Origin of the sequence: Pseudomonas gregormendelii (assembly GCF_017114825.1) — a bacterium.
GTDB lineage: Bacteria > Pseudomonadota > Gammaproteobacteria > Pseudomonadales > Pseudomonadaceae > Aquipseudomonas > Aquipseudomonas gregormendelii.
Map to the genome: position 1 here is coordinate 139,425 of NZ_JADEVO010000003.1, position 22,504 is coordinate 161,928.

The 22,504-nt window shown below is 61.6% G+C and carries 12 protein-coding genes; 4 read left to right on the top strand and 8 right to left on the bottom strand.

All coding sequences use genetic code 11. From position 1 onward, the window contains the following. Positions 1-56 precede the first annotated feature (56 nt). On the top strand, positions 57-185 hold the full coding sequence (locus IMW75_RS27145) for a PA1414 family protein (RefSeq protein WP_003184145.1): 129 nt from the start codon (positions 57-59) through the stop codon (positions 183-185). A gap of 419 nt (positions 186-604) precedes the next feature. Here IMW75_RS27145 and IMW75_RS03705 read toward each other — a convergent pair whose 3' ends face one another. The 4 genes from IMW75_RS03705 to speB all read right to left on the bottom strand — a co-directional run bounded on the left by IMW75_RS03705 (position 605) and on the right by speB (position 5,088). Then, positions 605-1,984 carry a sodium:solute symporter family protein gene (locus tag IMW75_RS03705; protein WP_205891911.1) on the bottom strand — a complete coding sequence of 460 codons (1,380 nt, stop codon included), beginning with the start codon at positions 1,982-1,984 and terminating at the stop codon, positions 605-607. A gap of 146 nt (positions 1,985-2,130) precedes the next feature. After that, positions 2,131-3,651 carry a purine-cytosine permease family protein gene (locus IMW75_RS03710; protein WP_045058688.1) on the bottom strand — a complete coding sequence of 507 codons (1,521 nt, stop codon included), beginning with the start codon at positions 3,649-3,651 and terminating at the stop codon, positions 2,131-2,133. A gap of 54 nt (positions 3,652-3,705) precedes the next feature. Beyond that, positions 3,706-4,128, bottom strand: a complete 423-nt coding sequence (locus IMW75_RS03715; protein WP_045058687.1) for a YybH family protein — start codon at positions 4,126-4,128, stop codon at positions 3,706-3,708. A gap of 9 nt (positions 4,129-4,137) precedes the next feature. Continuing rightward, entirely contained in the window at positions 4,138-5,088 is a 951-nt protein-coding gene (gene speB / locus IMW75_RS03720) for an agmatinase (protein WP_045058686.1), read from the bottom strand. Between the two features lie 263 nt (positions 5,089-5,351). Here speB and IMW75_RS03725 point away from each other — a divergent pair, with 263 nt between their 5' ends. Both IMW75_RS03725 and IMW75_RS03730 read left to right on the top strand, forming a co-directional pair. After that, entirely contained in the window at positions 5,352-6,245 is an 894-nt protein-coding gene (locus tag IMW75_RS03725; RefSeq protein ID WP_045058685.1) for a LysR family transcriptional regulator, read from the top strand. A 4-nt stretch (positions 6,246-6,249) separates the two neighbouring features. Then, on the top strand, positions 6,250-6,846 hold the full coding sequence (locus IMW75_RS03730) for a tRNA-uridine aminocarboxypropyltransferase (protein ID WP_205891912.1): 597 nt from the start codon (positions 6,250-6,252) through the stop codon (positions 6,844-6,846). A gap of 76 nt (positions 6,847-6,922) precedes the next feature. Here the strand turns inward: IMW75_RS03730 and IMW75_RS03735 are convergent, their stop codons facing one another. From IMW75_RS03735 to IMW75_RS03745, 3 genes are all read right to left on the bottom strand, one after another. Next, entirely contained in the window at positions 6,923-8,296 is a 1,374-nt protein-coding gene (locus IMW75_RS03735) for an HlyD family type I secretion periplasmic adaptor subunit (protein WP_045058683.1), read from the bottom strand. A gap of 9 nt (positions 8,297-8,305) precedes the next feature. Further along, entirely contained in the window at positions 8,306-10,465 is a 2,160-nt protein-coding gene (locus IMW75_RS03740) for a type I secretion system permease/ATPase (protein ID WP_205891913.1), read from the bottom strand. A gap of 82 nt (positions 10,466-10,547) precedes the next feature. Continuing rightward, on the bottom strand, positions 10,548-11,906 hold the full coding sequence (locus tag IMW75_RS03745) for a TolC family outer membrane protein (RefSeq protein WP_205891914.1): 1,359 nt from the start codon (positions 11,904-11,906) through the stop codon (positions 10,548-10,550). A gap of 608 nt (positions 11,907-12,514) precedes the next feature. Here IMW75_RS03745 and IMW75_RS03750 point away from each other — a divergent pair. Beyond that, positions 12,515-20,440: a retention module-containing protein gene (locus tag IMW75_RS03750; RefSeq protein WP_205891915.1), complete on the top strand. Its 7,926-nt coding sequence runs from the start codon at positions 12,515-12,517 to the stop codon at positions 20,438-20,440. Between the two features lie 118 nt (positions 20,441-20,558). On the opposite strand, the gene lapD is transcribed toward IMW75_RS03750, so the two are convergent. After that, positions 20,559-22,499, bottom strand: a complete 1,941-nt coding sequence (gene lapD, locus IMW75_RS03755) for a cyclic di-GMP receptor LapD (RefSeq protein ID WP_205891916.1) — start codon at positions 22,497-22,499, stop codon at positions 20,559-20,561. Between the last annotated feature and the right edge of the window lie 5 nt (positions 22,500-22,504).

Sequence of the window (22,504 nt, forward strand, 5' to 3'; positions counted from 1 at the left end):
CAGTGCGAAGCGACTTCAGAATTCCGGTCGCTCGGCACTACCCTGAAGGGGGCACCATGAAAGAGAAAATCCAAAACTGGCTGCACGACCTGGGTGTCGCACTCGGTTTGATCGAACCGCCTCTGCAACCTGTGCCTATCCGTACAGACGACGAACAGCGTCGACGCCAGCCGCGCCGCCGTTAATCGTGGTTGCAGGCGCTCGCTTGCTCGCGATGGTCGCGAATGATCACACGGGCAGGCTGGCAGGCTGCATGCGCCGCTCGATCCATCGCGAGCAAGCTTTGCTCCCACGGACGCCCTCAGGTTTCCCATCGCCAGCAGAGCACCCGTAATCCTAGCTCCCGCAATCCTCTGCCAAGCAACCTGATGTATCCCCATCTCAATCAAAACGGCTCAGATCATTGGCCGTTTTTGCGTTTCTGAGCATCCAGCTTCCCGCCAGTAAACGCGGTCCATCCTGGTTTTACTCTTCCAGTACAGCAGGCCGATTCCGAATCCGCGCTGTCGCTGTTCTGCCATGATCTTTTCGGCGGGCGAAAAAAAACGGGTGTGGCAACCGACGCCACACCCGTCGAAGAAAACATTTAGTCAGTTGTGCGCTATCAGATCGCGCTCGCCACCACTGAAGGGCGACGGGACGCCAGGCTCACCACCACAAAGCTCACCAGGCCGACAGCCAGGCTGTAGTAGATCGGCGTGTTGGCATCCAGGCCATCCTTGAACATGAACAGCAGTGCGGTGGCAAAGCCCAGGCCCATGCTGGCAATGGCGCCGGCGGTGGTTGCGCGTTTCCAGAAAATGGCCCCCATCAGCGGGATCAGCATGCCACCCACCAGCAGGTTATAGGCGAGGGTCAGTGCGCTGATGACGTCGTTCACCACCAGGGCGATACCCAGCACGGCGATGCCGGTCAGCAGGGTAAACAGCCGGTTGATGCCCAGGCTCGACTGTTTGCCGCCACGCAGCTTTGGCAGCAGGTCTTCGGTCAGTGTGGTGGACGCCGCGAGGAGGCCGGCGCTGGCGGTGGACATCATGGCGGCCAGTGCGGCAGCGATGACCAGGCCACGGATGCCGTCCGGCAACGACAGTTTGACGATGGCGGCGAAGGCGTTGTTGACGTTGTCCAGGTCCGGGATCAACACGTGGGCGGCCATGCCGATCAGGGCGCAGGCCAGTCCGTAGAGAATGCAGTAGAAGCCTGCGAAAGTACCGGCGTACTGGGCAATCTTCGCGGTCTTCACGGTGAACACGCGCTGCCAGATGTCCTGGCCGATCAGGATCCCGAAGAAGTAGATCATGAAGTAGGTGATGATGGTGTCCCAGCCGATGGTGGTGAAGCTGAAGGCGGTCGCCGGCAGTTTCAGCACCAGTTCATCCCAGCCGCCAACGCGGTACAGGCAGATGGGTAGCAGGATGAACATCAGGCCAACGGTCTTGATCACGAACTGGACGATGTCAGTCAGGGTCAGGGACCACATGCCGCCGATCGCCGAATAGACCACCACCACACCGCCGCCCAGCAGCACCGAGATCCAGAAGGGCAGGTCGAACAGCACTTGCAGGACCGTGCCGATTGCCAGGATCGAGGTCACGCCGATCATCAGCGCGTACGCCAGCATGATCGCCGCACTCGCGGAGCGGGCCATCGGGTTGTAGCGTTTTTCCAGCACCTGGGTAACGGTGTAGATCTTCAGCTTGAGCAGCGGCTTGGCGAGGAACAGGTTCAGCGCCACGATCCCGCAGCCCAGTGCCGCGCAAAGCCAGAACCCGGAAATACCGTGGACATAACCCAGGCGCACGGTGCCGACGGTGGACGCACCGCCCAGGACGGTCGCGGCCATTGTGCCCATGTACAGGGTCGGGCCGAGATTGCGACCGGCAACCAGGTAGTCTTCGTTGGTCTTGGCCTTGCGCATGCCGAAGTAGCCGAGGACCAGCATTGCGGCGGCGTATATGAGAACGACGAATAAATCCAAAGCCATGATGGCGTGTCTCCGATTGTCTTTTTTATGGTGAAACAAAAATGGTTCTGTGGTGCTGCTCGGTCCCCGCAGGCAACTCATTCCCTGTGGTAGCAAGGCTTGCCCGCGATAAACGATGACGCGGTCCAGCTATAAATCGCGGCGCCTCAATCGCGGGCAAGCCTTGCTCCCACAGGTCTTGCATCAAGCGGCGCTATGCCTTCGCTGCGTAAATCATCCGGGCCAAACACCGCCTTGGGCTCCGGGAACAGGCTCAGCAGGACCAGGTACACCACGGACGCCAGGCCCAGGGTGACCGGCAGGCTAATGTCGATGCCGTCGGCCAGGTTACCCAGCGGTCCAACGAATTGGCCGGGCAGGTTGACGAAGCACAGCCCCACCAGCGCACTCGGGATCCAGGCCCCCAGGCCGCGCCAGTTCCAGCCGTGGGTGAACCAGTAGCGGCCACCTTTTTCGCCTCGGGTGAATACCTGCAGGTCATCCGGGCAGTAGAAGCCACGGCGCACCACCAGGCCGATAATCATGATCACCATCCATGGCGTGGTGCAGGTGATGATCAGTACGGCGAAGGTCGATACGCTTTGCACCAGGTTGGCGGCGAAGCGACCGATGAAGATGAAGGCAATCGACATCACCCCGATCAGCAACGTGGCCTTGACCCGTGACAGCACTCGCGGAAACACACTGGACATGTCCAGCCCGGTGCCATAAAGGGACGTGGTGCCTGTGGACATGCCGCCGATCACCGCGATCAGGCACACCGGCAGGAAAAACCAGCTAGGCGAGACCGCCAGCAGACCGCCTACATAGTTATTGGCCGCGATGTAATCCGGCGCCTTGATCGCCACGATGGTGGCAGTGGCCAGGCCGAACAGGAACGGGATCAGGGTGGCAAGCTGTGCCGCGATCACTGCAAACATGATCCGGCCTTTCGGGGTTTCGCGTGGGATGTACCGCGACCAGTCACCGAGAAACGCGCCGAAGGATATCGGGTTGCTCATGGCCACCAGCGCTGCGCCGATAAAGGCTGCCCAGAAGCCGGCCTGACCCAGGGCCACGGTGCCGGCGAACTGGCTGTCGAAGGTCGGGGCAAACGCGAAGATGCCGAGCAGGAACAGCGCGCTGGCCGCCCATACCGCAATGCGATTGACCCACAGCATGAAGCGGAAACCGTAGATGCACACGGTCAGCACCAGGATGGCGAACAATCCGTAGGCCAGGCCCAGACTCAGGTCGGTTTCCGGCAGGCCGATCAGGCGTTTGGCGCCACCGATCAGCGCATCACCCGAGCTCCACACCGACAGTGAGAAGAAGGCGATGGCGGTCAGCAACGACAGGAACGAACCGACGATCCGCCCGTGCACGCCGAAGTGTGCACCGGAAGACACGGCGTTGTTGGTGCCGTTGATCGGGCCGAACAGGCCCATGGGTGCAAGGATCAGCGCGCCCAGCACGACGCCCAGCACGATCGCCCATACACCGGCCTGGAAGGACAGGCCAAACAACACCGGAAAGCTGCCGAGCACGGCGGTCGCAAAAGTGTTGGCGCCGCCGAAGATCAGGCGAAACAAATCGCCGGGACGGGCATCGCGTTCGTGATCCGGGATCTGTTCGACCCCGTTTGTTTCGATGCTGCTAAGGCTTTTTTCGTTGTTGTTGTTATTCATGATCTGCTCCGATCATAAAGGCGCGCTCATCGTGTGTGAGCGTCACCTGTTTGGCTAAGGGGGTGGCAGCCCTTCCGGCATCGCGGATAAATGTTCGTGGCAGGCCAGCCAATGGCCTTGTTGTTCTTGGCCAGACGAGTGTTTTCTGAAAACAATCGTCTCGCGCTCCTGGCTGAAGTGTTGCTTCCCTTGCATGCGCAGCTCGGTGGCCACGTCATGGATGAAAATCGCCACGTCACCCTGCAGGCTGACGAAAGCGTTGCTTGAAGTGCACGAAAGCACCTCGAAGCCATCCTCGCGGCGCCAGGTGTCCCACAACGCCTGATAGGCATCGCGCGACAGCAGGGGCTGTTCGAGGGTGTAGAAGACGAAGCTGGCATCGGCGCTGAAGGCGCCGAAATAGGCTTCGCGATCGTTACCGGCAAAGGCCGACACCAGATCGGCGGCGGCTTGCAATACTTGATCGCGTTCGTTCATGACCCGTCCTCAGCGATGAACCACGCCAGGCAGCACGCAAAGCATTTCGTACAGCAGGTTGGCGGCCAGCAGAGAGGTATTACCGGTGGTGTCATAAGCGGGCGAGACTTCTACCAGATCGCAGCCGACCAGGTCGAGGCCTTGGCAGCCGCGCACGATCTCGATCGCCTGAATGGTCGTCAGTCCGCCAATTTCCGGGGTGCCGGTGCCTGGCGCCCAGGCCGGATCGATGCCGTCGATGTCAAAACTCAGGTACACCGGGCCGCCACCCACTTTCTCGCGCACTTCAGCCATCAGCGGCGCAAGAGATTTGTGCCAGCACTCTTCGGCCTGCACGACGCGAAAGCCCTGGTTGCGGCTCCAGTTGAAGTCGTCGGCGGTGTAGCCCTGGGCGCGCAGGCCGATTTGTACTACGCGGTCCGGGTCCAGCAGGCCTTCTTCGACTGCGCGACGGAACGTGGTGCCGTGGGCGATTTTTTCGCCGAACATGTGATCGTTGACATCGGCATGGGCGTCGATGTGCACCAGGCCGACTTTGCCGTGCTTTTTATGGATGGCACGCAGGATCGGCAGGGTGATGGTGTGGTCGCCGCCCAGGGTCAGCGGGATCACGTCGTGTTCGAGGATGTTGTCGTAGGATTCTTCGATGATCCGTACGGCATCGAGCAGGTTGAAGGTGTTGATCGCCACGTCGCCGATGTCAGCCACCGACAGCGAATCGAACGGAGCGGCGCCGGTCGCCATGTTGTAAGGGCGAATCATGACCGATTCGGCGCGGATTTCCCGAGGCCCGAAACGGGTACCAGGGCGCAGGGAGGTACCGATGTCCAGGGGCACGCCAACGAAGGCAGCGTCCAGACCGGCAGCGGTCGGCACATGGGGAAGTCGCATCATGGTGGCGATGCCGCCGAAGCGCGGCATTTCGTTGCCGCCCAGTGGTTGGTGAAGAATCTTGTCCACGGGTTCAGGCCTCATCATTTTTTTGTATTAGGCGCCGATTCTGCGAAATGTAGTGGCGGGGAAGAATCGCTACGCACAAATACTTAGTTCAGATTTTTCTAAACTAATGGAAAATGGCGGCGGTAAATTTAACGGCTGATGGCAGGAGCTGCCGCAGGCTGCGATCTTTTGATCTTGATTCTTTGCGGCCTAGTACCCCGAAAGTCAAAAGATCGCAGCCTGCGGCAGCTCCTACAGGTAGCTGCCGCGAATCCGGAGTTCCCATGGCCAACGCTTTACCCGACCTGAAACTGCTGCGCATTTTTGTCAGCGTGGTTCGCCATCAGGGGTTTGCCACTGCCCAGCAGGAGCTCAACCTCTCGACTTCGGCCATCAGCACTTACATGAGTCAGCTCGAAGCCGCCCTCGGCCTGGTGCTCTGCCATCGCGGGCGTGGCGGTTTCAGCCTGACCAGCAAGGGTGAGCTGTTCCACCAGGAAACCTTGCGGTTGCTGGCCGAGCTCGAAGGATTCGAGCAATATGCCGCCGCACTCAAGGGCGAGTTGCGCGGCACGCTGAACCTGGGGGTCATCGACTCCACCGTCAGCGACAAGGCCCTGCCGTTCGCCGAAGCCATCGGCGCCTACAGCCAGGAGCACCCGGCCGTGCATCTGCACTTGTCGGTCATGAGCCCCTACGAGCTGCAACTCGGCGTGCAGGACAATCGCCTGGACCTGGCCATCGGTGCATTTTCCACGCGCATGAGCGGGCTGGTGTACATGCCGCTGTACCGCGAGCAGCACTGGTTGTACTGCAGCAGCCGGCACCCGCTGTTCACCGAACGACGTATCCCCGAGCAGGTCATTACCCAGCAGCGCATGGTCGGCCGGGGGTACTGGAGCCAGGCGGAACTGGCGCGCCACGGCTTCAAACACAGCGCCGCCACCGTGGAGAGCATGGAGGCGCAGTTGATCCTGGTGCTGTCTGGCGCCTACATCGGTTACTTGCCCGAACACTACGCCCAGGCCTGGGCCGATAAGGGCGATTTGCGGGTGTTGCTGCCGGCGACTTTTGGTTATCAGGCGCCATTTTCCATGATCGTGCGCCGTGGCCGCAGCCGCGAACCGCTGATCCAGACCTTCCGCGATCTGCTCAAAGCGCAACTCAATCAGGCTTGAAATAATGTCCAGAATCCATTGCCCGCGCTGCCTGCGCCCAGAAGCCCATTGCCTGTGCCCATTGATCCCGAGCCTCGACAGCCGCACCCGGGTGCTGGTGCTGCAGCATCCGAGTGAAGTAAACCACGCGCTGAATACCGCACGTTTGGCCGCGCTTGGCTTGACCAATGCCGAGCTGATCGTGGGCGAAGTGTTCGCGGATCTGCCGGCGTTGTTGAATCAACCGGGGTACCAGGCGCGGCTGCTGTTTCCGGGCGAGGATGCGCAGACGCTGCAGGGCTATGGCGCAGATGATCAGCCGCTGTTGCTGGTGGTGCCGGACGGTACCTGGCGCAAGGCGCGCAAGCTGCTGCACCTCAATCCGCTGCTGGCGACTTTGCCACGGGTGACGCTGGCGCAGGGCGGAGTGTCGCGGTATCGATTGCGCAAGGCGCCGGGGCCGGGGGCTTTATCGACGGTGGAGGCCATCGCGCAGGCGTTGCAGGTGCTGGAAGCGCCGATTTGCTTTGAGCCATTGCTCAAGCCGTTCGAGGCGTTGATCGAGGGGCAGATCGCGGCGATGGGGGAGGAAGTTTTTTTGCGTAATCATGGGCCGAATTAGGCGTTGCTCGTGCCGGCCTCTTCGCGGGCTTGCCCGCGAAGACGGTAGAGCTATCACCACAACTCCAGGCCAGAACCTACCGCTCGCGCATCGCCTCGGTCCGCGCCTTCAACACCGGCTTGAGCAGGTAGTCCAGCACACTCTTCTCACCGGTGATGATGTCCACCGTCGCCACCATCCCCGGGATGATCAGTAACGGCTTCGCATCCCCACCCAAGTGGTTCTTGTCGGTGCGCACCTGGATCAGATAAAAGCTGTTGCCCTTGTCATCGGTAATGGTATCTGCGCCAATCAACTCCAGCTTGGCGCTCAAGCCGCCATAAATGGTGTAGTCGTAGGCGCTGAACTTGACCATCGCCCGCTGCCCCGGATGCAGAAACGCCACGTCCTGCGGACGGACCTTGGCCTCGATCAGCAGGTTGTCTTCCAACGGTACGATTTCCACCATGTCGCTGCCGGGCTGGACCACGCCGCCGATGGTGTTGACCTTCAGCACCTTGATGATCCCGTGAACCGGCGAGACCACCGTGGTGCGGGTGACGCGGTCATCGATGGCGATGCTCGAAGCGGTAATTTTTGACAGGTCGGTGCGTTTCTCGTTGAGCTCCTTGGCAGCGTCCGAACGGAAAGATTGTTCGGACTCGTCAATCTTGCTCTTGATTTCAGCGATCGCCGATTCCGCCCGAGGAATGGCCAGGGTCGTGGCGTTCAACGAGCCGCGAATTTCCACCGCGCTGCGCTTGAGTCGCAGAATTTCCACGGGGGACACGGCACCGGTGCCGACCAGCGGTGCTGACATGTTCATCTCTTGCTGCAGTAGGGCCAGGCTCGAACTGAATTGCCCTTGTTTCGAGCGAAATTCCGCCAGTTCCTGGGTTTTTTGCCGGAGTTGTTCGCTGAGCGTGCGCTGTTCACTGGCCAGTCGACGCTGCCGTTGCTCGTAGAGCGAGCGCTCGTCCTCGGCCACCTGCGGCGCCTTGGCGATCACCTCGGCCGACAACTTGAAGGGCCGCCCTTCGGCCTCGGCGGACAGGCGTTCAACCTGGGCGGTCAAGGCATACCGATCGGCCTCGCTTTCACCCTTGTTCGATAGAAAGCGGGTGTCATCCAGGCGCAGCAAGGTATCGCCCTTGTTCACCATCTGCCCCTCGCGGACAAAGATCTCGGTGACGATGCCGCCTTCCAGGTTCTGAATCACCTGGACCTTGCTTGACGGAATCGCCTTGCCTTCGCCCATGGTGACTTCCTGGAGCACGGCGAATTTGGCCCAGACCACGGCGCTGACGATCAGCCCCGCCGCCAGCCACACGGTGATCCGCGACCAGCGCGGGGAATCCTGCAGCGTCGCGCCGGCGGTCTCCGGCATGAACTCGCTCTCGGCGCTTTTCCTGAAACTGCCGAAATAACCGCGCGGCTTTGCGTCGGGCGAGTCGGATGATGATCGGGCCATGGGCAACTCCTAGACCGCTGCAGAGCCGACGCGGCCCTTGCGCAGTGCATCGATGACCGCTTCTTTCGGACCGTCGGCGACGATCCGTCCGTTGTCCAGCACCACCAGCCGATCCACCAGGCTGAGCATCGAGGTCCGGTGGGTGACCAGCAGCAGGGTCTTGCCCTGGACCCAGCCGTGGAGTTTCTGGCGCAGGACGTCTTCGCTGCTGTTGTCCATGGCGCTGGTGGGCTCGTCGAGCAGCATGATCGGTGGGTCGAGCAACAAGGCCCGGGCCAGCAGCACGGCCTGGCGCTGGCCGCCGGACAGCAACTGGCCGCGTTCACCTACCGGCCGGTCGAAGCCTTGCGGGTGTTGGCGGGCGAGCTCTGTGACGCCGGTGAGTTCTGCCACTTCGAGCATTCGCGAATCACTGACATAGCGGGCGCCCAGGGTCAGGTTATCGCGCAGGCTGCCGGCCAGCAGCGGCAAGTCATGGGCAACGTAGCCGATCTGCTGGCGCAAGTCGGCGACGTCCAGTTGCCGCAGGTCCAGGCCGTCGAGTAGCAACTGGCCTTCTTCCGGGGTGTAGAAACCCATCACCAGGCGGGCGAGGGTGCTTTTGCCCGAGCCGCTGCGGCCGATAATGCCGATGCGCTCACCGGGTTTCATGCTGAAACTGACGTTGTGCAGCGCCGGGGCACTCTGGCCGTTGTAGTGAAAGGTCACGCCACTGACGTCGAGGGCGCCTTGCAGTTGCGTGCGCTCCAGCGGCCGTTGCCGGGCGTCGCGCTCCTGGGGCAGCCCCATCAGCGCATCGGTACTTTTCATGGTCAACTGCGCTTGCTGGTAACGCGTGATCAGGCCGGCAATCTGCCCGAGCGGTGCCAGCACCCGGCTGCCAAGCATGTAGGTCGCCACCAGCGCACCAACGCTGAGGTTGCCGGCAATGATGCTGTAGACCCCGGCGACGATGGTCGCCATGCCGGAAAATTGCTGGATGAACAGGGTGCCGTTGGTGGCCAGGGCCGAGAGATTGCGGGCGTGGCTGTCGAGGCGGGTCAGGGCGCCGTGGGTGGTTTCCCATTTGTGCTGGCGCTCGCTTTCGGCGCTGCAGGCCTTGAGGGTTTCCAGGCCGCCCAGGGTTTCAATCAGCAGGGCCTGGCGTTCCGCACCCAGGGTCAGGCTTTTTTGCACGGTGTCGCGCAGGCGTGCCTGGATGATCATCGCGAAGATGATGGTGATCGGAAATGCCAGCAGCGGGATCACCACCAGCCAGCCGCCCAGCAGACCGATCACCACCAGCATGAGCACGGCGAATGGCAGGTCGATCAGGCTGGTGAGGGTCACGGCGGTGAGAAACTCACGCAGGCCCTGGAAGTCATGGATGCTCTGGGCAAACCCGCCGATGGTGGCCGGCCGTGCCTTCATCGACATGCCAGTGATGCGCTCGAACAGAGTGGCCGAGAGAATCACGTCGGTTTTCTTCCCGGCGGTGTCCAGCAAGTGCGCGCGCACCACGCGCAGCACCAGTTCAAAACCGGTGCCGATCAGCAAGCCGATGGACAGCACCCACAGGGTCGATGTGGCCTGGTTCGGCACGACCCGGTCGTAGGTCTGCATGACGAACAGCGGCACCATCAGGCCCAGGAGGTTGATCAGGAAGCTTGCCAGGATGGCGTCGCTGTACAGCCATTTGGACAGTTTCAGTGTGTCGCGAAACCAGGCTTCCACCCGGGGTACCAGGGGCGAGCGCAGGTCTTCAAGTTCATGGCGTGGCCGGGCAAACAATGCCTGGCCGCTGTAATTTTCAGTCAGCTCTTCACGGCTGACCCATTGTTCGCCACCGTCGGCTTCGCTGGGCAGGATGAGCAGGCGGCCATCGTCTCCCAGACGTCGCAGAACGGCCGTGCGGCCGTTGCCGAGTATCAGCATCACGGGCAGGTTGAGAGGGGAAATATCCGCCAGGTCCCGGCGCAGCACGCGCGCCTGCAAACCGGCCCGGGCTGCTGCGCGGGGCAGCAGGTCCAGGCTCAGGCGTTGTTTGTTCAGGGGCAGCCCGGCACTCAGGCTGGCGCGACTGACCGTCGCGCCGTGGAGTTTGCAGAGGATCAACAGCCCGTCAAGAAGCGGGTCGTCGAAGCCAAGACGCGGATCGACACCAGTGTTGCCGGTTTCCATGCTGGTCAAATTGATCGCTCCAGGTGAACGGGCTGCCACATCAACACAACATACTGTGTAGGAGCCTGGGGCAGCTCCTACGCCGCAACGTTTACCTCAGTTCAGGCAAGCGGGCTTCATTCTTCACTTCGGTCTGGGCGATCGCATCGGCAGGCAGCACCACGCGTTGTTTGCTCAGCAACAGGCCCATGTTCGAGAGGATGCGGTACATCGAGTATTCCTCGGTGTAGCGAACTTCGGTGTAGCGACGGTTGGCGTTGTAGAGCTCGTTCTCACTGTCGAGCACGTCCAGCAGGGTGCGCTGGCCGAGGCCGAACTGGTCCTGATAGGCCGCACGCACGCGTTTGGTCGTTTCGGCGTACTCGCGCGCGGTCGGCGTCTGCTTTTTCGCGTTGAGCATGGCGTTCCAGGCCAGGTGGATATTTTCGTTGAGCTGGCGCAGGGCGTTGTTGCGGATGTCCATGGCCTGGTTGATCTGGTGCGCGTTGGACTGCAGGCGGGCCTTGTCGCTGCCGCCGCGGAACAGGTTGTAGTTCATCACCACACCGACCCGCCACTCGTTGTCGTGACCTTCATCGCCCTGCACGTTGTTGTTCGCGCCCACTGCCGCTTCAGCGTCGAAGCGTGGGAAGAACGGCGACTTGGCAACTTCGTACTGGCTCTCGGCGGACTGCACGTCTGCCTGGGCGGATTTCAGGTACGGGTTGTTCTCCACCATGCTCTGCTGGGCTTCCTGCAGGGTAGCGGGCAATTCACCGCGGGTCGAAGGCAGGGTTTCCAGTTCATCCGGCAGGCGACCTACCACGGCGTAGAAGTTCGATTCGGCGTCGGCCAGGTCGACTTCGGCGGTGTCCAGGTTGTTTTGCGCCAGTGCCCGACGAGCGGTGGACTGGTCGGCGTCGGCGGTGCTGCCGATACCGCGCTCGGTGCGCAGGCCGATCTGGTCGTTGACGCGCAGGTGAGCTTGCAGGTTGTTCTTGGCCAGGGTCACCAGTTCGCGACGCTTGAGCACTTCGAGGTAGACCTCGATGGTCCGCAGGGCCAGGTCCTGGGCAGTGCCCTGGGCGTAATAGGCCCGGGAATTGACCACACCCTTGGTGCGTTCGACTTCGTTGGCGGTGTTGAAACCGTCAAACAGCATCTGCCGCAGGCGCAGTTCCGACTGGGTGTAAGTCAGGACCTCAGTGTTGTGATTGCCCTGTGCACGGGTGTTGGTGTTATCGCTGTAGCCGCGGCCGTAAGCAGCGTTCAGATCGACAGATGGATAGAAGCCCCCTTTGGCGATTTTGACTTCTTCGTCCGCGGACAGCCGCGCGTCCACGCGTGAGGCAAGTTCCGGGTGAGTTGCAATAGTGCTTTGGATGGCCTCGGTCAAGGACATGGCCTGGGCCTGTGAAGTGCAGGCCATGGCCAGCAAAATCGCGCTGCAGAGGGGGGTTAAAACGCGCATGGGTGTATCTCCCTGATTCCTAATGATGCTTATCAGTCGCCAAATATTTGACGGCATTTATAGTGAAAACCGTTTCAAGCTTGTAACAACAGAGCTAAGAACATTCTAGAGCAAAGCTAAGAAATTTTTCTCATAAGTCTTATGCCAAAAAAAACTTATGCGCTCTGAAAAATCCAGCACATTGTTCACTCGTGGAACCCTTGTATTACGAGCTCTAGGGAGCTTGCAAGGGCAAATCGAAAGTTCCATCCATTTATCGATAACGGACGATGGAGTGCTGGAGGGGAAGGAGGCGGGGCAGTTTTTGGGTGACATTTTTTTTGTCACTTGGTCGGTTCAGAACTGTAACGCATCGCTGGCAGGTGATCATTTTTGCCGATTAGTAGCCCAAAGCCATTGAATGTATTGGGTTTATTTGAATCAGGCGCTGATTGCCCATACGCGACAGGCTTGGCGAGAAAGTCGCCAGGGCCACGGTTGACCCGGAATTATCCGGGAAAAAACTCGTAGCCCGGTAGACGATTCACCCGGTAACTGGCTTTTTTCCATGAGCACGATCTTCGCAAAAAACAGGCTGCCGGCAACGGTTGGCAGCGGAGGAAATGCACATGGCTACGCTCATCGGTATCGTCACTAAAGTCATTGGTCAGGTGGTTGCTGTAGCGGGTGACGGCACCCGACGCGCGCTGGTCGAGGGCGATCGGCTGTTTGCCGGCGATCAATTGGTCACCGGGGCCGAAGGGGCGGTGGCGGTGAAGCTGCAGAACGGCCAGGAACTGACGCTTGGACGTGGCAGCAGCCTGCAAATGACCTCGCAACTGCTCGCGCACCAGGCGCCCCATGTGCAGACGCCGGAAGCCGTGGCGCCCAGCGAGGCGCAGCTGACCGACGTCGAACGCCTGCAGAAAGCCATCGCCGCTGGCGAAGACCCGACGCAAACCGGTGAAGCCACTGCGGCCGGGCCAACGGGCAGCACCGCTGCCGGAGCCCTGGGCGGCGGCCACAGTTTTGTCCAGCTCGAAGAAGTGGCAGGCCGGGTCGATCCGACTGTGGGTTTCCCGACGGCCGGATTCAACGGCATTCCAGAGTTTCCCCTGGAGCGCATCTTTAACGATCCCGACAACAGCCTCGATAACCTGGACAACGTCACACCCCCCGTCGTCGTCCCACCGTTGGTCGTGAACAACCCCGTCATCCTTGGCGGCCTGAATACCTCGGGCGGCGAGCTGACCCTCAACGAGGCCAATCTTCCCGACGGCACGGCCAGTAACCCCTCGGCCCTGACCCAGAACGGCACCTTCACCGTGACTGCGGCCGATGGCCTGCTCAACCTCAACGTGGGCGGGATCAGCGTGTTCAGCGGTGGCGTGGCGGCAGGCTTCCCGCAATCGATCACCACGCAGCTGGGTAACACGCTGGCGATCACCGGCTATGACCCGGCCACTGGCGTGGTGAGCTACAGCTACACCCTCAATGGCAACGACACCCATTCGGCGGGTGATGGCGCGAACTCCCTCAGCGAACAATTCACCGTGGTGGCGGGCGACACCAATGGCGACACGGCCACCGGTTCCCTGGACATCAACATCACCGACGATGCGCCAACAGCGATCGACGACAGCAACGCCAATACCGCTTCGGAAACCCTGTTGACCCTGACCGGTAGCGTGCTGCCCAACGATATCCAGGGTGCTGACCGCATTCCCACCGGCCCTAATAGCGGACCGGTAATCGGTGGTACGTTCACCGGCACCTACGGCACCCTGGTGCTCAATCCGAACGGCACTTACACCTACACGCTGAACCCTAATGACGCCGACTTCAAAGCCCTGCACGGTGGTGGCAGCGGCACGGAAAGCTTCGTCTACACCCTCACCGATTCGGATGGTGATACCAGCACCGCAACGCTGGTGCTGAACATTCACAACAACGATGACCCGATCGATATCGGCGGGCTCGGCGTGTCAGGCGGCGAGCTGTCCGTCTACGAGAAAAACCTGGGCGACGGCAGCGCGCCGGATGCTGGCGCACTGACCCAAAGCGGCACCTTTACCATCACCGCCCTCGACGGTGTGCAGAGCCTGAGCATTGGCGGGATCAGCGTGGTGAGCGGTGGCGTCAGCGCAGGTTTGCCGCAATCAATTACCACCCCGCTGGGCAGTACGCTCACCATCACCGGCTTTGACAGCGCAACCGGCGTTGTCAGCTACAGCTACACCCTGGCCGACAACGAAACCCATGCCAATGCCGATGGTGCGAATAATCTGTCGGAGCAGTTTGCAGTCACCGTGGTCGATGACAACGGCACCACCGCCAATGCCAGCCTCGACGTCAACATCGTCGACGACCTGCCCAAAGCCGTGGATGACAGCAACGCCAATACCGCCTCGGAAACCCTGCTGACCCTCAATGGCAATGTGCTGACCAACGACGTGCAAGGCGCTGACCGGGTAACCACCGGGGAGAACGCCGGCCCGATCACGCCCGGAACCTTCACTGGGGTCTATGGCACCCTGGTGCTGAACGCCAATGGCACTTACACCTACACGCTGAACACCAGCGACGCGGACTTCAAGGCGCTGCACGGCGGTGGCAACGGCACTGAAACCTTCGCCTACACCATCACCGATTCCGACGGCGATACCAGCACCGCGAACCTGGTGCTGCAGATCCATAACAACGATGATCCAGTGACCATCGACGGTTTGAACGTCAACGGTGGCGAGCTGACGGTCTACGAGAAAAACCTCGGCGACGGCAGCGCTCCGGATGCCCCTGCGCTGACCCAGACCGGCACCTTCACCATCACCGCGCTCGACGGCGTGCAGACCCTCAGCATCGGCGGCCTGAACGTGGTGGTCGGTGGTGTGAGCGCCGGCTTCCCGCAGTCGATCGTCACTCCGCTGGGCAGCACCCTGACCATCACCGGCTTTGACAGCGCAACCGGCGTTGTCAGCTACAGCTACACCCTGGCCGATAACGAAGCCCATGCGAACGCCGGCGGCGCGAACAACCTTTCCGAGCAGTTTGCAGTGACCGTGGTCGATGACAACGGCACCACCGCCAATGCCAGCCTCGACGTCAACATCGTCGACGACCTGCCCAGGGCGGTGGATGACAGCAATGCCGGCACCGCCTCGGAAAGCCAGCTGTCCCTTAACGGCAACGTGCTGACCAATGACGTGCAGGGCGCTGACCGGGTACCGACCGGGCCAAGCGCCGGGCCGATCACCTCAGGCACATTCGTAGGCACCTACGGCACCCTGGTGCTGAACGCCAATGGCACTTACACCTACACGCTGGACACCAACGACGCGGACTTCAAGGCCCTTGAAGGTCGCGGCAAAGGCACTGAAACCTTCGCCTACACCATCACCGACGCCGACGGCGATACCAGCACCGCCAATCTGGTGCTGCAGATCCATAACAACGATGACCCGGTGATCATCGGCGGCCTGGACGTCAACGGCGGCGAACTCACCGTCTACGAGAAGAACCTCGACTGGGGCACCAACCCCGACGCGCCGGCGCTGACCCAGTCCGGTACCTTCACCGTCACGGCACTCGACGGCCTGAACTCCCTGGTCGTGGGTGGCTTCGCGGTGGTCGCCAACGGCGAGGTGGTCGGCTTGCCGCACACCGTGGTAACGCCGCTGGGTAACTTCCTGACGATCAACGGCTTTGATCCCGTCACGGGCGTGCTCAGCTACAGCTACACCCTGGTGGGCAGCGAAACGCATCCAACGGCCGACGGCGCCAACGCCATCGTCGAGAATTTCGACGTGGTGGCGCACGACAACGATGGCAGTACTGCGTCGGGCCAGATCAACGTCAACATCATCGATGATTTGCCGAGCGCCAATCCGGACTTCAAGCATGTGCAAGAGGGCGGGACGGTCGGCACCAACGTCCTGGTCAATGACATCGGCGGCTCCGACGGCCCGGCGGCTACAGGTGCAGTGGTCGGCGTGCGTGCCGGCAGCGACACCTCGACCTCGGCCAGCGGTGGCCTCAACACCAATATCAATGGCGCCTACGGTTACCTGACCCTGGACGCCAACGGCAACGCCATCTATCACAGCAACCCGAACAGCGTCAGCGGGCCCGGTGCGATCGATGTATTCACCTACACCGTGCGCGATGCCGATGGCGATGAGAGCACCACCACGCTCACCATCGACGTCTACAACAGCTGCCTCAAGGCAGTGTCCGATACCGACGTAACGGTCTACGAAAAAGCCCTCGATCTGAGCAAGGACGGTCAGGACCTGGCGGCAGGCACAGTCGCAGGCAGCGATCCGGGCAATACCGGGGAAACCGCTTCCGGCACACTGGTGGGCTCGGTCACTGGCGCCGTGGGTGCGATCACCTACGCCCTGGTCGGCAGCGCCACGGGCAGCCATGGGCAGATTCAGCTCAATGCCGACGGCACCTACACCTACACCCTGACTTCGCCGGCCAGCACCACCCCGCACGCCAACGATGGCCCCAATACCCTGAGCGAAACCTTCACCTACCAGGCCACCGATTCCCTGGGCAACATCACCACCAGCACCATCGTGGTGAACATAGTCGATGACGTGCCAAAGGCTGTGGACGACAGCAACGCCGACAATGCATCGGAAACCCGCCTGACCCTCGACGGCAATGTCCTGACCAATGACGTGCAAGGCGCGGACCTTGTCGCGACCGGCCCGAACACCGGCCCAGTCACGCCGGGTACATTTACCGGCACTTACGGCACCCTGGTGCTGAACGCCAACGGCACGTACACCTATACGCTGGACACCAACGACGCGGACTTCAAGGCCCTGGAAGGTCGCGGCAAAGGCACTGAGACGTTCGCCTACACCATCACCGATGCCGACGGCGATACCAGCACCGCCAACCTGGTGCTGCAGATCCATAACAACGATGACCCGGTGATCATCGGCGGCCTGGACGTCAACGGCGGCGAACTCACCGTCTACGAGAAGAACCTCGGCTGGGGCACCAACCCCGACGCGCCGGCGCTGACCCAGTCCGGTACCTTCACCGTCACGGCACTCGACGGCCTGAACTCCCTGGTCGTGGGTGGCTTCGCGGTGGTCGCCAACGGCGAGGTGGTCGGCTTGCCGCACACCGTGGTAACGCCGCTGGGTAACTTCCTGACGATCAACGGCTTTGATCCCGTCACGGGCGTGCTCAGCTACAGCTACACCCTGGTGGGCAGCGAAACGCATCCAACGGCCGACGGCGCCAACGCCATCGTCGAGAATTTCGACGTGGTGGCGCACGACAACGATGGCAGTACTGCGTCGGGCCAGATCAACGTCAACATCATCGATGATTTGCCGAGCGCCAATCCGGACTTCAAGCATGTGCAAGAGGGCGGGACGGTCGGCACCAACGTCCTGGTCAATGACATCGGCGGCTCCGACGGCCCGGCGGCTACAGGTGCAGTGGTCGGCGTGCGTGCCGGCAGCGACACCTCGACCTCGGCCAGCGGTGGCCTCAACACCAATATCAATGGCACCTACGGTTACCTGACCCTGGATGCCAACGGCAACGCGACCTACCACAGCCGGCCGGACTCGGTGGGCGTAGCGGGCGCCACTGACGTGTTCACCTACACCGTGCGCGATGCCGATGGCGATGAAAGCACCACCACCCTCACCATCGACGTGTCCAACAGTAGCATCAAGGCCGTGTCCGACACCGACGTGACGGTCTACGAAAAAGCCCTCGACCTGAGCAAGGATGGCCTCGACCTCGCGGCCGGCACCGTGGTCGGCAGCGATCCGGGCAATACCGGCGAAACTTCCACGGGAACACTGGTCGGTTCGGTCACCGGGGCTACCGGCGCAATCACCTACACCCTGGTCAGCAGTGGCACCGGGGCCTACGGGCAAATGCTCCTCAACCCCAACGGCACCTACACCTACACATTGACCTCGGCGCCGAAAACCTCGCCGAACGCCAACGACGGGCCCAACAGCCTGAGCGAAAGCTTCACCTACAAGGCCACCGATGCCCTGGGCAACACCACCACCAGCACCATCGTGGTGAACATCGTCGATGACGTACCCAAGGCCGTCGCTTCCGAGCGTTCGGTGGCGGCGGTGGAAATCGATTCCAACCTGCTGTTGGTGATCGACGTGTCCGGCAGTATGGCCGATGCGTCCGGCGTGCCTGGCCTGTCGCGCCTGGCCCTGGCCAAGCAGGCGATCAGTGCCTTGCTCGACAAGTACGACGACCTTGGCGACGTGAAGGTGCAGATCGTCACTTTCAGCAGCAACGCCACCGACAAGACCGCGATCTGGGTTGACGTGGCAACGGCCAAGTCGATCATTTCCGGCCTGACGGCGGGCGGCGGGACCAACTACGATGCCGCCGTGGCAACCATGAAGACCGCGTTCAACACGGCCGGCAAACTGACCGGCGCGCAGAATGTCGGCTATTTCTTCTCGGACGGCAAACCCAACGAAGGTGACATCAACGCGGCCGACGAGGCTTCGCTCAAAGCCTTCCTCGACGCTAACAACATCAAGAACTACGCAATCGGCCTGGGTAATGGCGTCAGCAATGCCTACCTCGACCCAGTGGCCTATGACGGCAGCACCCACACCAACACCAATGCTGTGGTGGTGACCGATCTCAACCAGCTCAACTCGGTACTCTCGGGCACCGTGCAGGGGGCCCCGGTCACGGGCACCTTGCTGGAGGGCGGAAACTTTGGTGCCGATGGCGGTTTCATCAAGTCCATCGTCGTCGATGGCACCACCTACACTTACGACCCTAAAGCGTTGAACAACCAGGGTTCGCTGATTTCCAGCGGCGGGGACAACCACGGCACTTTCAACACGGTAAACAACTCCCTGAGCATCGCCACCAATAACGGCGGTACGCTGGTCATCAACCTCGACAGCGGTGAGTACAACTACACCTCGCAGAAAGCCACGAACGTGGTGATCACCGAAAATATCGGCTTCACCGTCAGCGACAACGACGGCGACCTGGCGAGCTCGACCCTGGTGGTCAAGGTCGTGCCGAACGCCGCGCCCGTGGCCGTCGACGACCACATCATCACCAACGTGCTGTCCGGCAGCGTGGTGGTACCTGGCGAATTGTTGCTGGCCAACGACACTGATCCCGAAGGCGATACCCTCACCGCAGCGCCGACTACTTTCAACACCGGCTGGGTGGCCAGGGGCGCGGACTTTGTCGGCACCGGCGCGATCAACTTCAAGGGCAGCAACAACACCGCAGCGAACCAGAACCTGGCGGATGTGCGCGGGTCCTTCGCGGCCAATACCGCAGCGATGACAGCGGTGCTGGTGATCAGCGGTTATCTGGGCTCTGTCACCACTTCCAATGCCAATGATGAAGACCTCATCACGGTGAAACTCAAGGAGGGTGAGACCCTTAATCTGGATCACAACCTGGCGGGCGGTCGGATTGCCATGGAGTACTCGCTCAATGGCGGTGCGTTCATGACCCTTGCCGATGGCGCTACCATCTCGGCCGATGCCGATGGCACGTACAAGATCCATGTCACCAACATCACCAATTCCGGCGGCGGCGTCGGTGCCAACAATGCCGAAAACTACGAGCTGACCATGACGGTCAACTACGCCGGTGCCCATGACGTCACCCCGGACTTCAACGGCGCCTACAGCGCCAACGACACCCATGGTGGCAGCGACACGGCGAATGTGACCATCAGCTACCAGGACGGCCACACCCTCACGGGTACCGCGGGTGACGACGTTCTGGTGGCCGGCACCGGCAACAACGTGCTCAACGCCGGCGATGGCAACGACGTGTTGACGGCGGGTACCGGTAACAACGAACTGCACGGGGGGGCCGGCAACGACCTGCTGTTCAGCGGGGCAGGCAACGATCTGCTGGACGGCGGCGCTGGTATCGATACTGTCAGCTACGCCCATGCCACCAGCGGTGTCACCGTCGACCTGGGCCTGCTCACTGCGCAAAACACCGGAGGCGCCGGCACTGATACCCTCACCGGGCTCGAGAACCTCACCGGCTCCAACTTCAATGACAGCCTGATGGGCGACAACAACAGCAACATCATCACTGGCGGCCTGGGCAACGACGTCCTCAACGGCGGTGGCGGCGATGACTTCCTCATCGGCGGCCTGGGCAACAACACCCTCACCGGCGGCGCTGGCGCGGATACCTTCCAGTGGCTCAAAGGCAACTCCGGGCATGACCTGGTCACCGATTTCACCCCAGGCACCGACAAGCTCGACCTGTCGCAACTGCTGCAAGGTGAAAACGGCACGGCGGCTTCGCTGGATGATTACCTGCACTTCAAGGTTGTCGGCAGCGGCGCTTCGGTCCTGACCAGTATCGACGTCAGCGCCATGGCCGGCGCCACGCCGAACCAGACCATTGACCTTGCCGGTGTCAACCTCGCCAGCCACTACGGCGTCACGCCGGGGGCGGGTGGTGTGGTGGCCGGGGGGCATGACACGGCGACCATCATCAACGGGATGTTGAATGATCACTCGTTGAAGGTGGATACGGTTTGATCTGAAGGGTGAAGGAGCGAGGCTGATCTCCTGTAGGAGCAAGGCTTGCCCGCGATAGCGATCTTGAAGACGCTATCGCGGGCAAGTCTTGCTTCCACCGTGGAGGGCAGCTACCCCGTCACATTGGCTCAGGCGGCCCGATGAACCTGCCCATGACCCCATACACCCCTAATTCCCTGATCGTCGCAAACTCTCCCTGGGTCTCGACCATCTCCGCAATCAACGGCAAATCAATACTGTTGGTTGCCCGGAAGATCGCATCAATGAACAGGCGCTTGTCGCCCTGGCGATCTATACCCCGGATATACGCACCATCAATCTTCAAGTAAGCCAACCCCAGCTGTGTCAGGTTGCCGATCTGGCTGAAGCTGCCGCCAAAATGCTGCAGCCCGACGCGATAGCCGGTGTCGAGCAGGCTATGACACAAGCGTTGCAACTCCAGCGGGGGCGGCAGTTGGCGTTCGTCGATTTCCAGCGTCAGCAGCGGCGCCAGATCGGGTAACGATTCGAGCATGTCGAGTATCTTCGCCAACTGCGCCGGATCGCGCAGGGTGCTGCCAGACAGGCTCAAGGCCAGCGGCCAGCGATTGACGACAAGGTAATCCAGGGTCGCTTCGAGCATCGCCAGGTCCATGCGCGCCGACCAGCCCAGACGCTCTATCCAGGGCAGGAAATGTCCGGCGGCGATCGCCTCGCCGCTGGGGTCGAGCAAGCGTGCCAGCACTTTGTGGTGAAGCACCTGGCTGGTGTCGGCGCATTGCACCACCGGCTGAAAGTACAGCTGCATGCTCCCCTGCGTCAGGGCTTCGTCGATCCAGGTTCGCCAGTCGTGCTGGGACTGGTTCGGCGCGCAGTCACCGTCGTCCAGGTATGTCCACGGCCGCTCGGGGTGTTGCCGGGCCTGAGTCAGGGCTTGATCCAGGCGCAGCAGCACCGCATTGGCGGATTCTCCCGGGCGATAGGGGACGATGCCCAGGTGCGCCACTGGCATGCTGTCACTGGCGCCGGTCAGGCGCAGGTTTTCCAGGGTGGCACTGACTTCCGCGACCAGGCGGGCGGCGTCCGCCTGGCCCAATCCAGGTGTCAGCAAGCTGAACTCTCCGCCACGATTACGCGCAGCCAGCCAGGTACGGCGCTCGGGTAATCCGCAAAGACGCTTGAGCAATTCGGCGACTGCGCTAATCAACGCATCAGTGCGCTGTCCGCCCATGCGCTGATTGAGCCCCGCCAGGTCATTGATCCGCAGCATCAGCAAATGGCCCTCACTGCTCTGCTCGGCCATCAGCAAATGATCCGCCAGTTGCTCGTCCAGTAATCGCCGGTTGGCCAGCCCGGTGAGGCCGTCGAGGTAGGATTCGGCGCGCAGTTTTTCGCTGCGAGCGGCTTCTTCGGCGAACAGCGCCTTGAGCTTTTCGACCATCTGATTCATCGCCAGCACCACGCGTTTCAATTCCGGGGTGCGGGGCAATTTCGTCAGGCTGCGAAATTCGCGCTTGCTGATGGCTTCGGCCTGTTTGACCATCTTGTCCAGCGGGCGCAATTGCCGGCGCAGCAGCCAGCCGCCGAACACCGCGCTGAGCAGCCCGCAGATGAGCAACCAGATCAGGCTGCCCAATGTACTGTCCCAGAGCTTGGCCAGGGCAAATCGCGGGTTGCTCAATACTTCGATCCGGGCGAATTGCTCCCAGCCGCGCATGACCAACGCTTCGCCTGCCTGGGGACGCAGGTCGACCAGCCTGGTGAACCAGCCGGGCACACGTTCGCCGCGGGCCTGGGCGCTGCGCTCCACTAACACCTGCTCATCGGCAATGCTCACCACGCGGATGCTGGTGAAGTAGCCACTGTCGAAAATCGAGCTGACCATCAACTCCATCATTGCCGGATCGTCTACTTGCGCGGTCAATGACAACCCCAGCGCCGTCGCCGCGTCCTGGGCGTGCGAGCGCAACTGGCCGAGCATCTGGTCGCGGGAGCTTTCCAGGCTGACAAAAAAGCTGCCGCTGAATGCCACCAGCAGGAACAGGCAAATGGCGAGAAACAATTGTTTGCGCAGTGACATAAGAC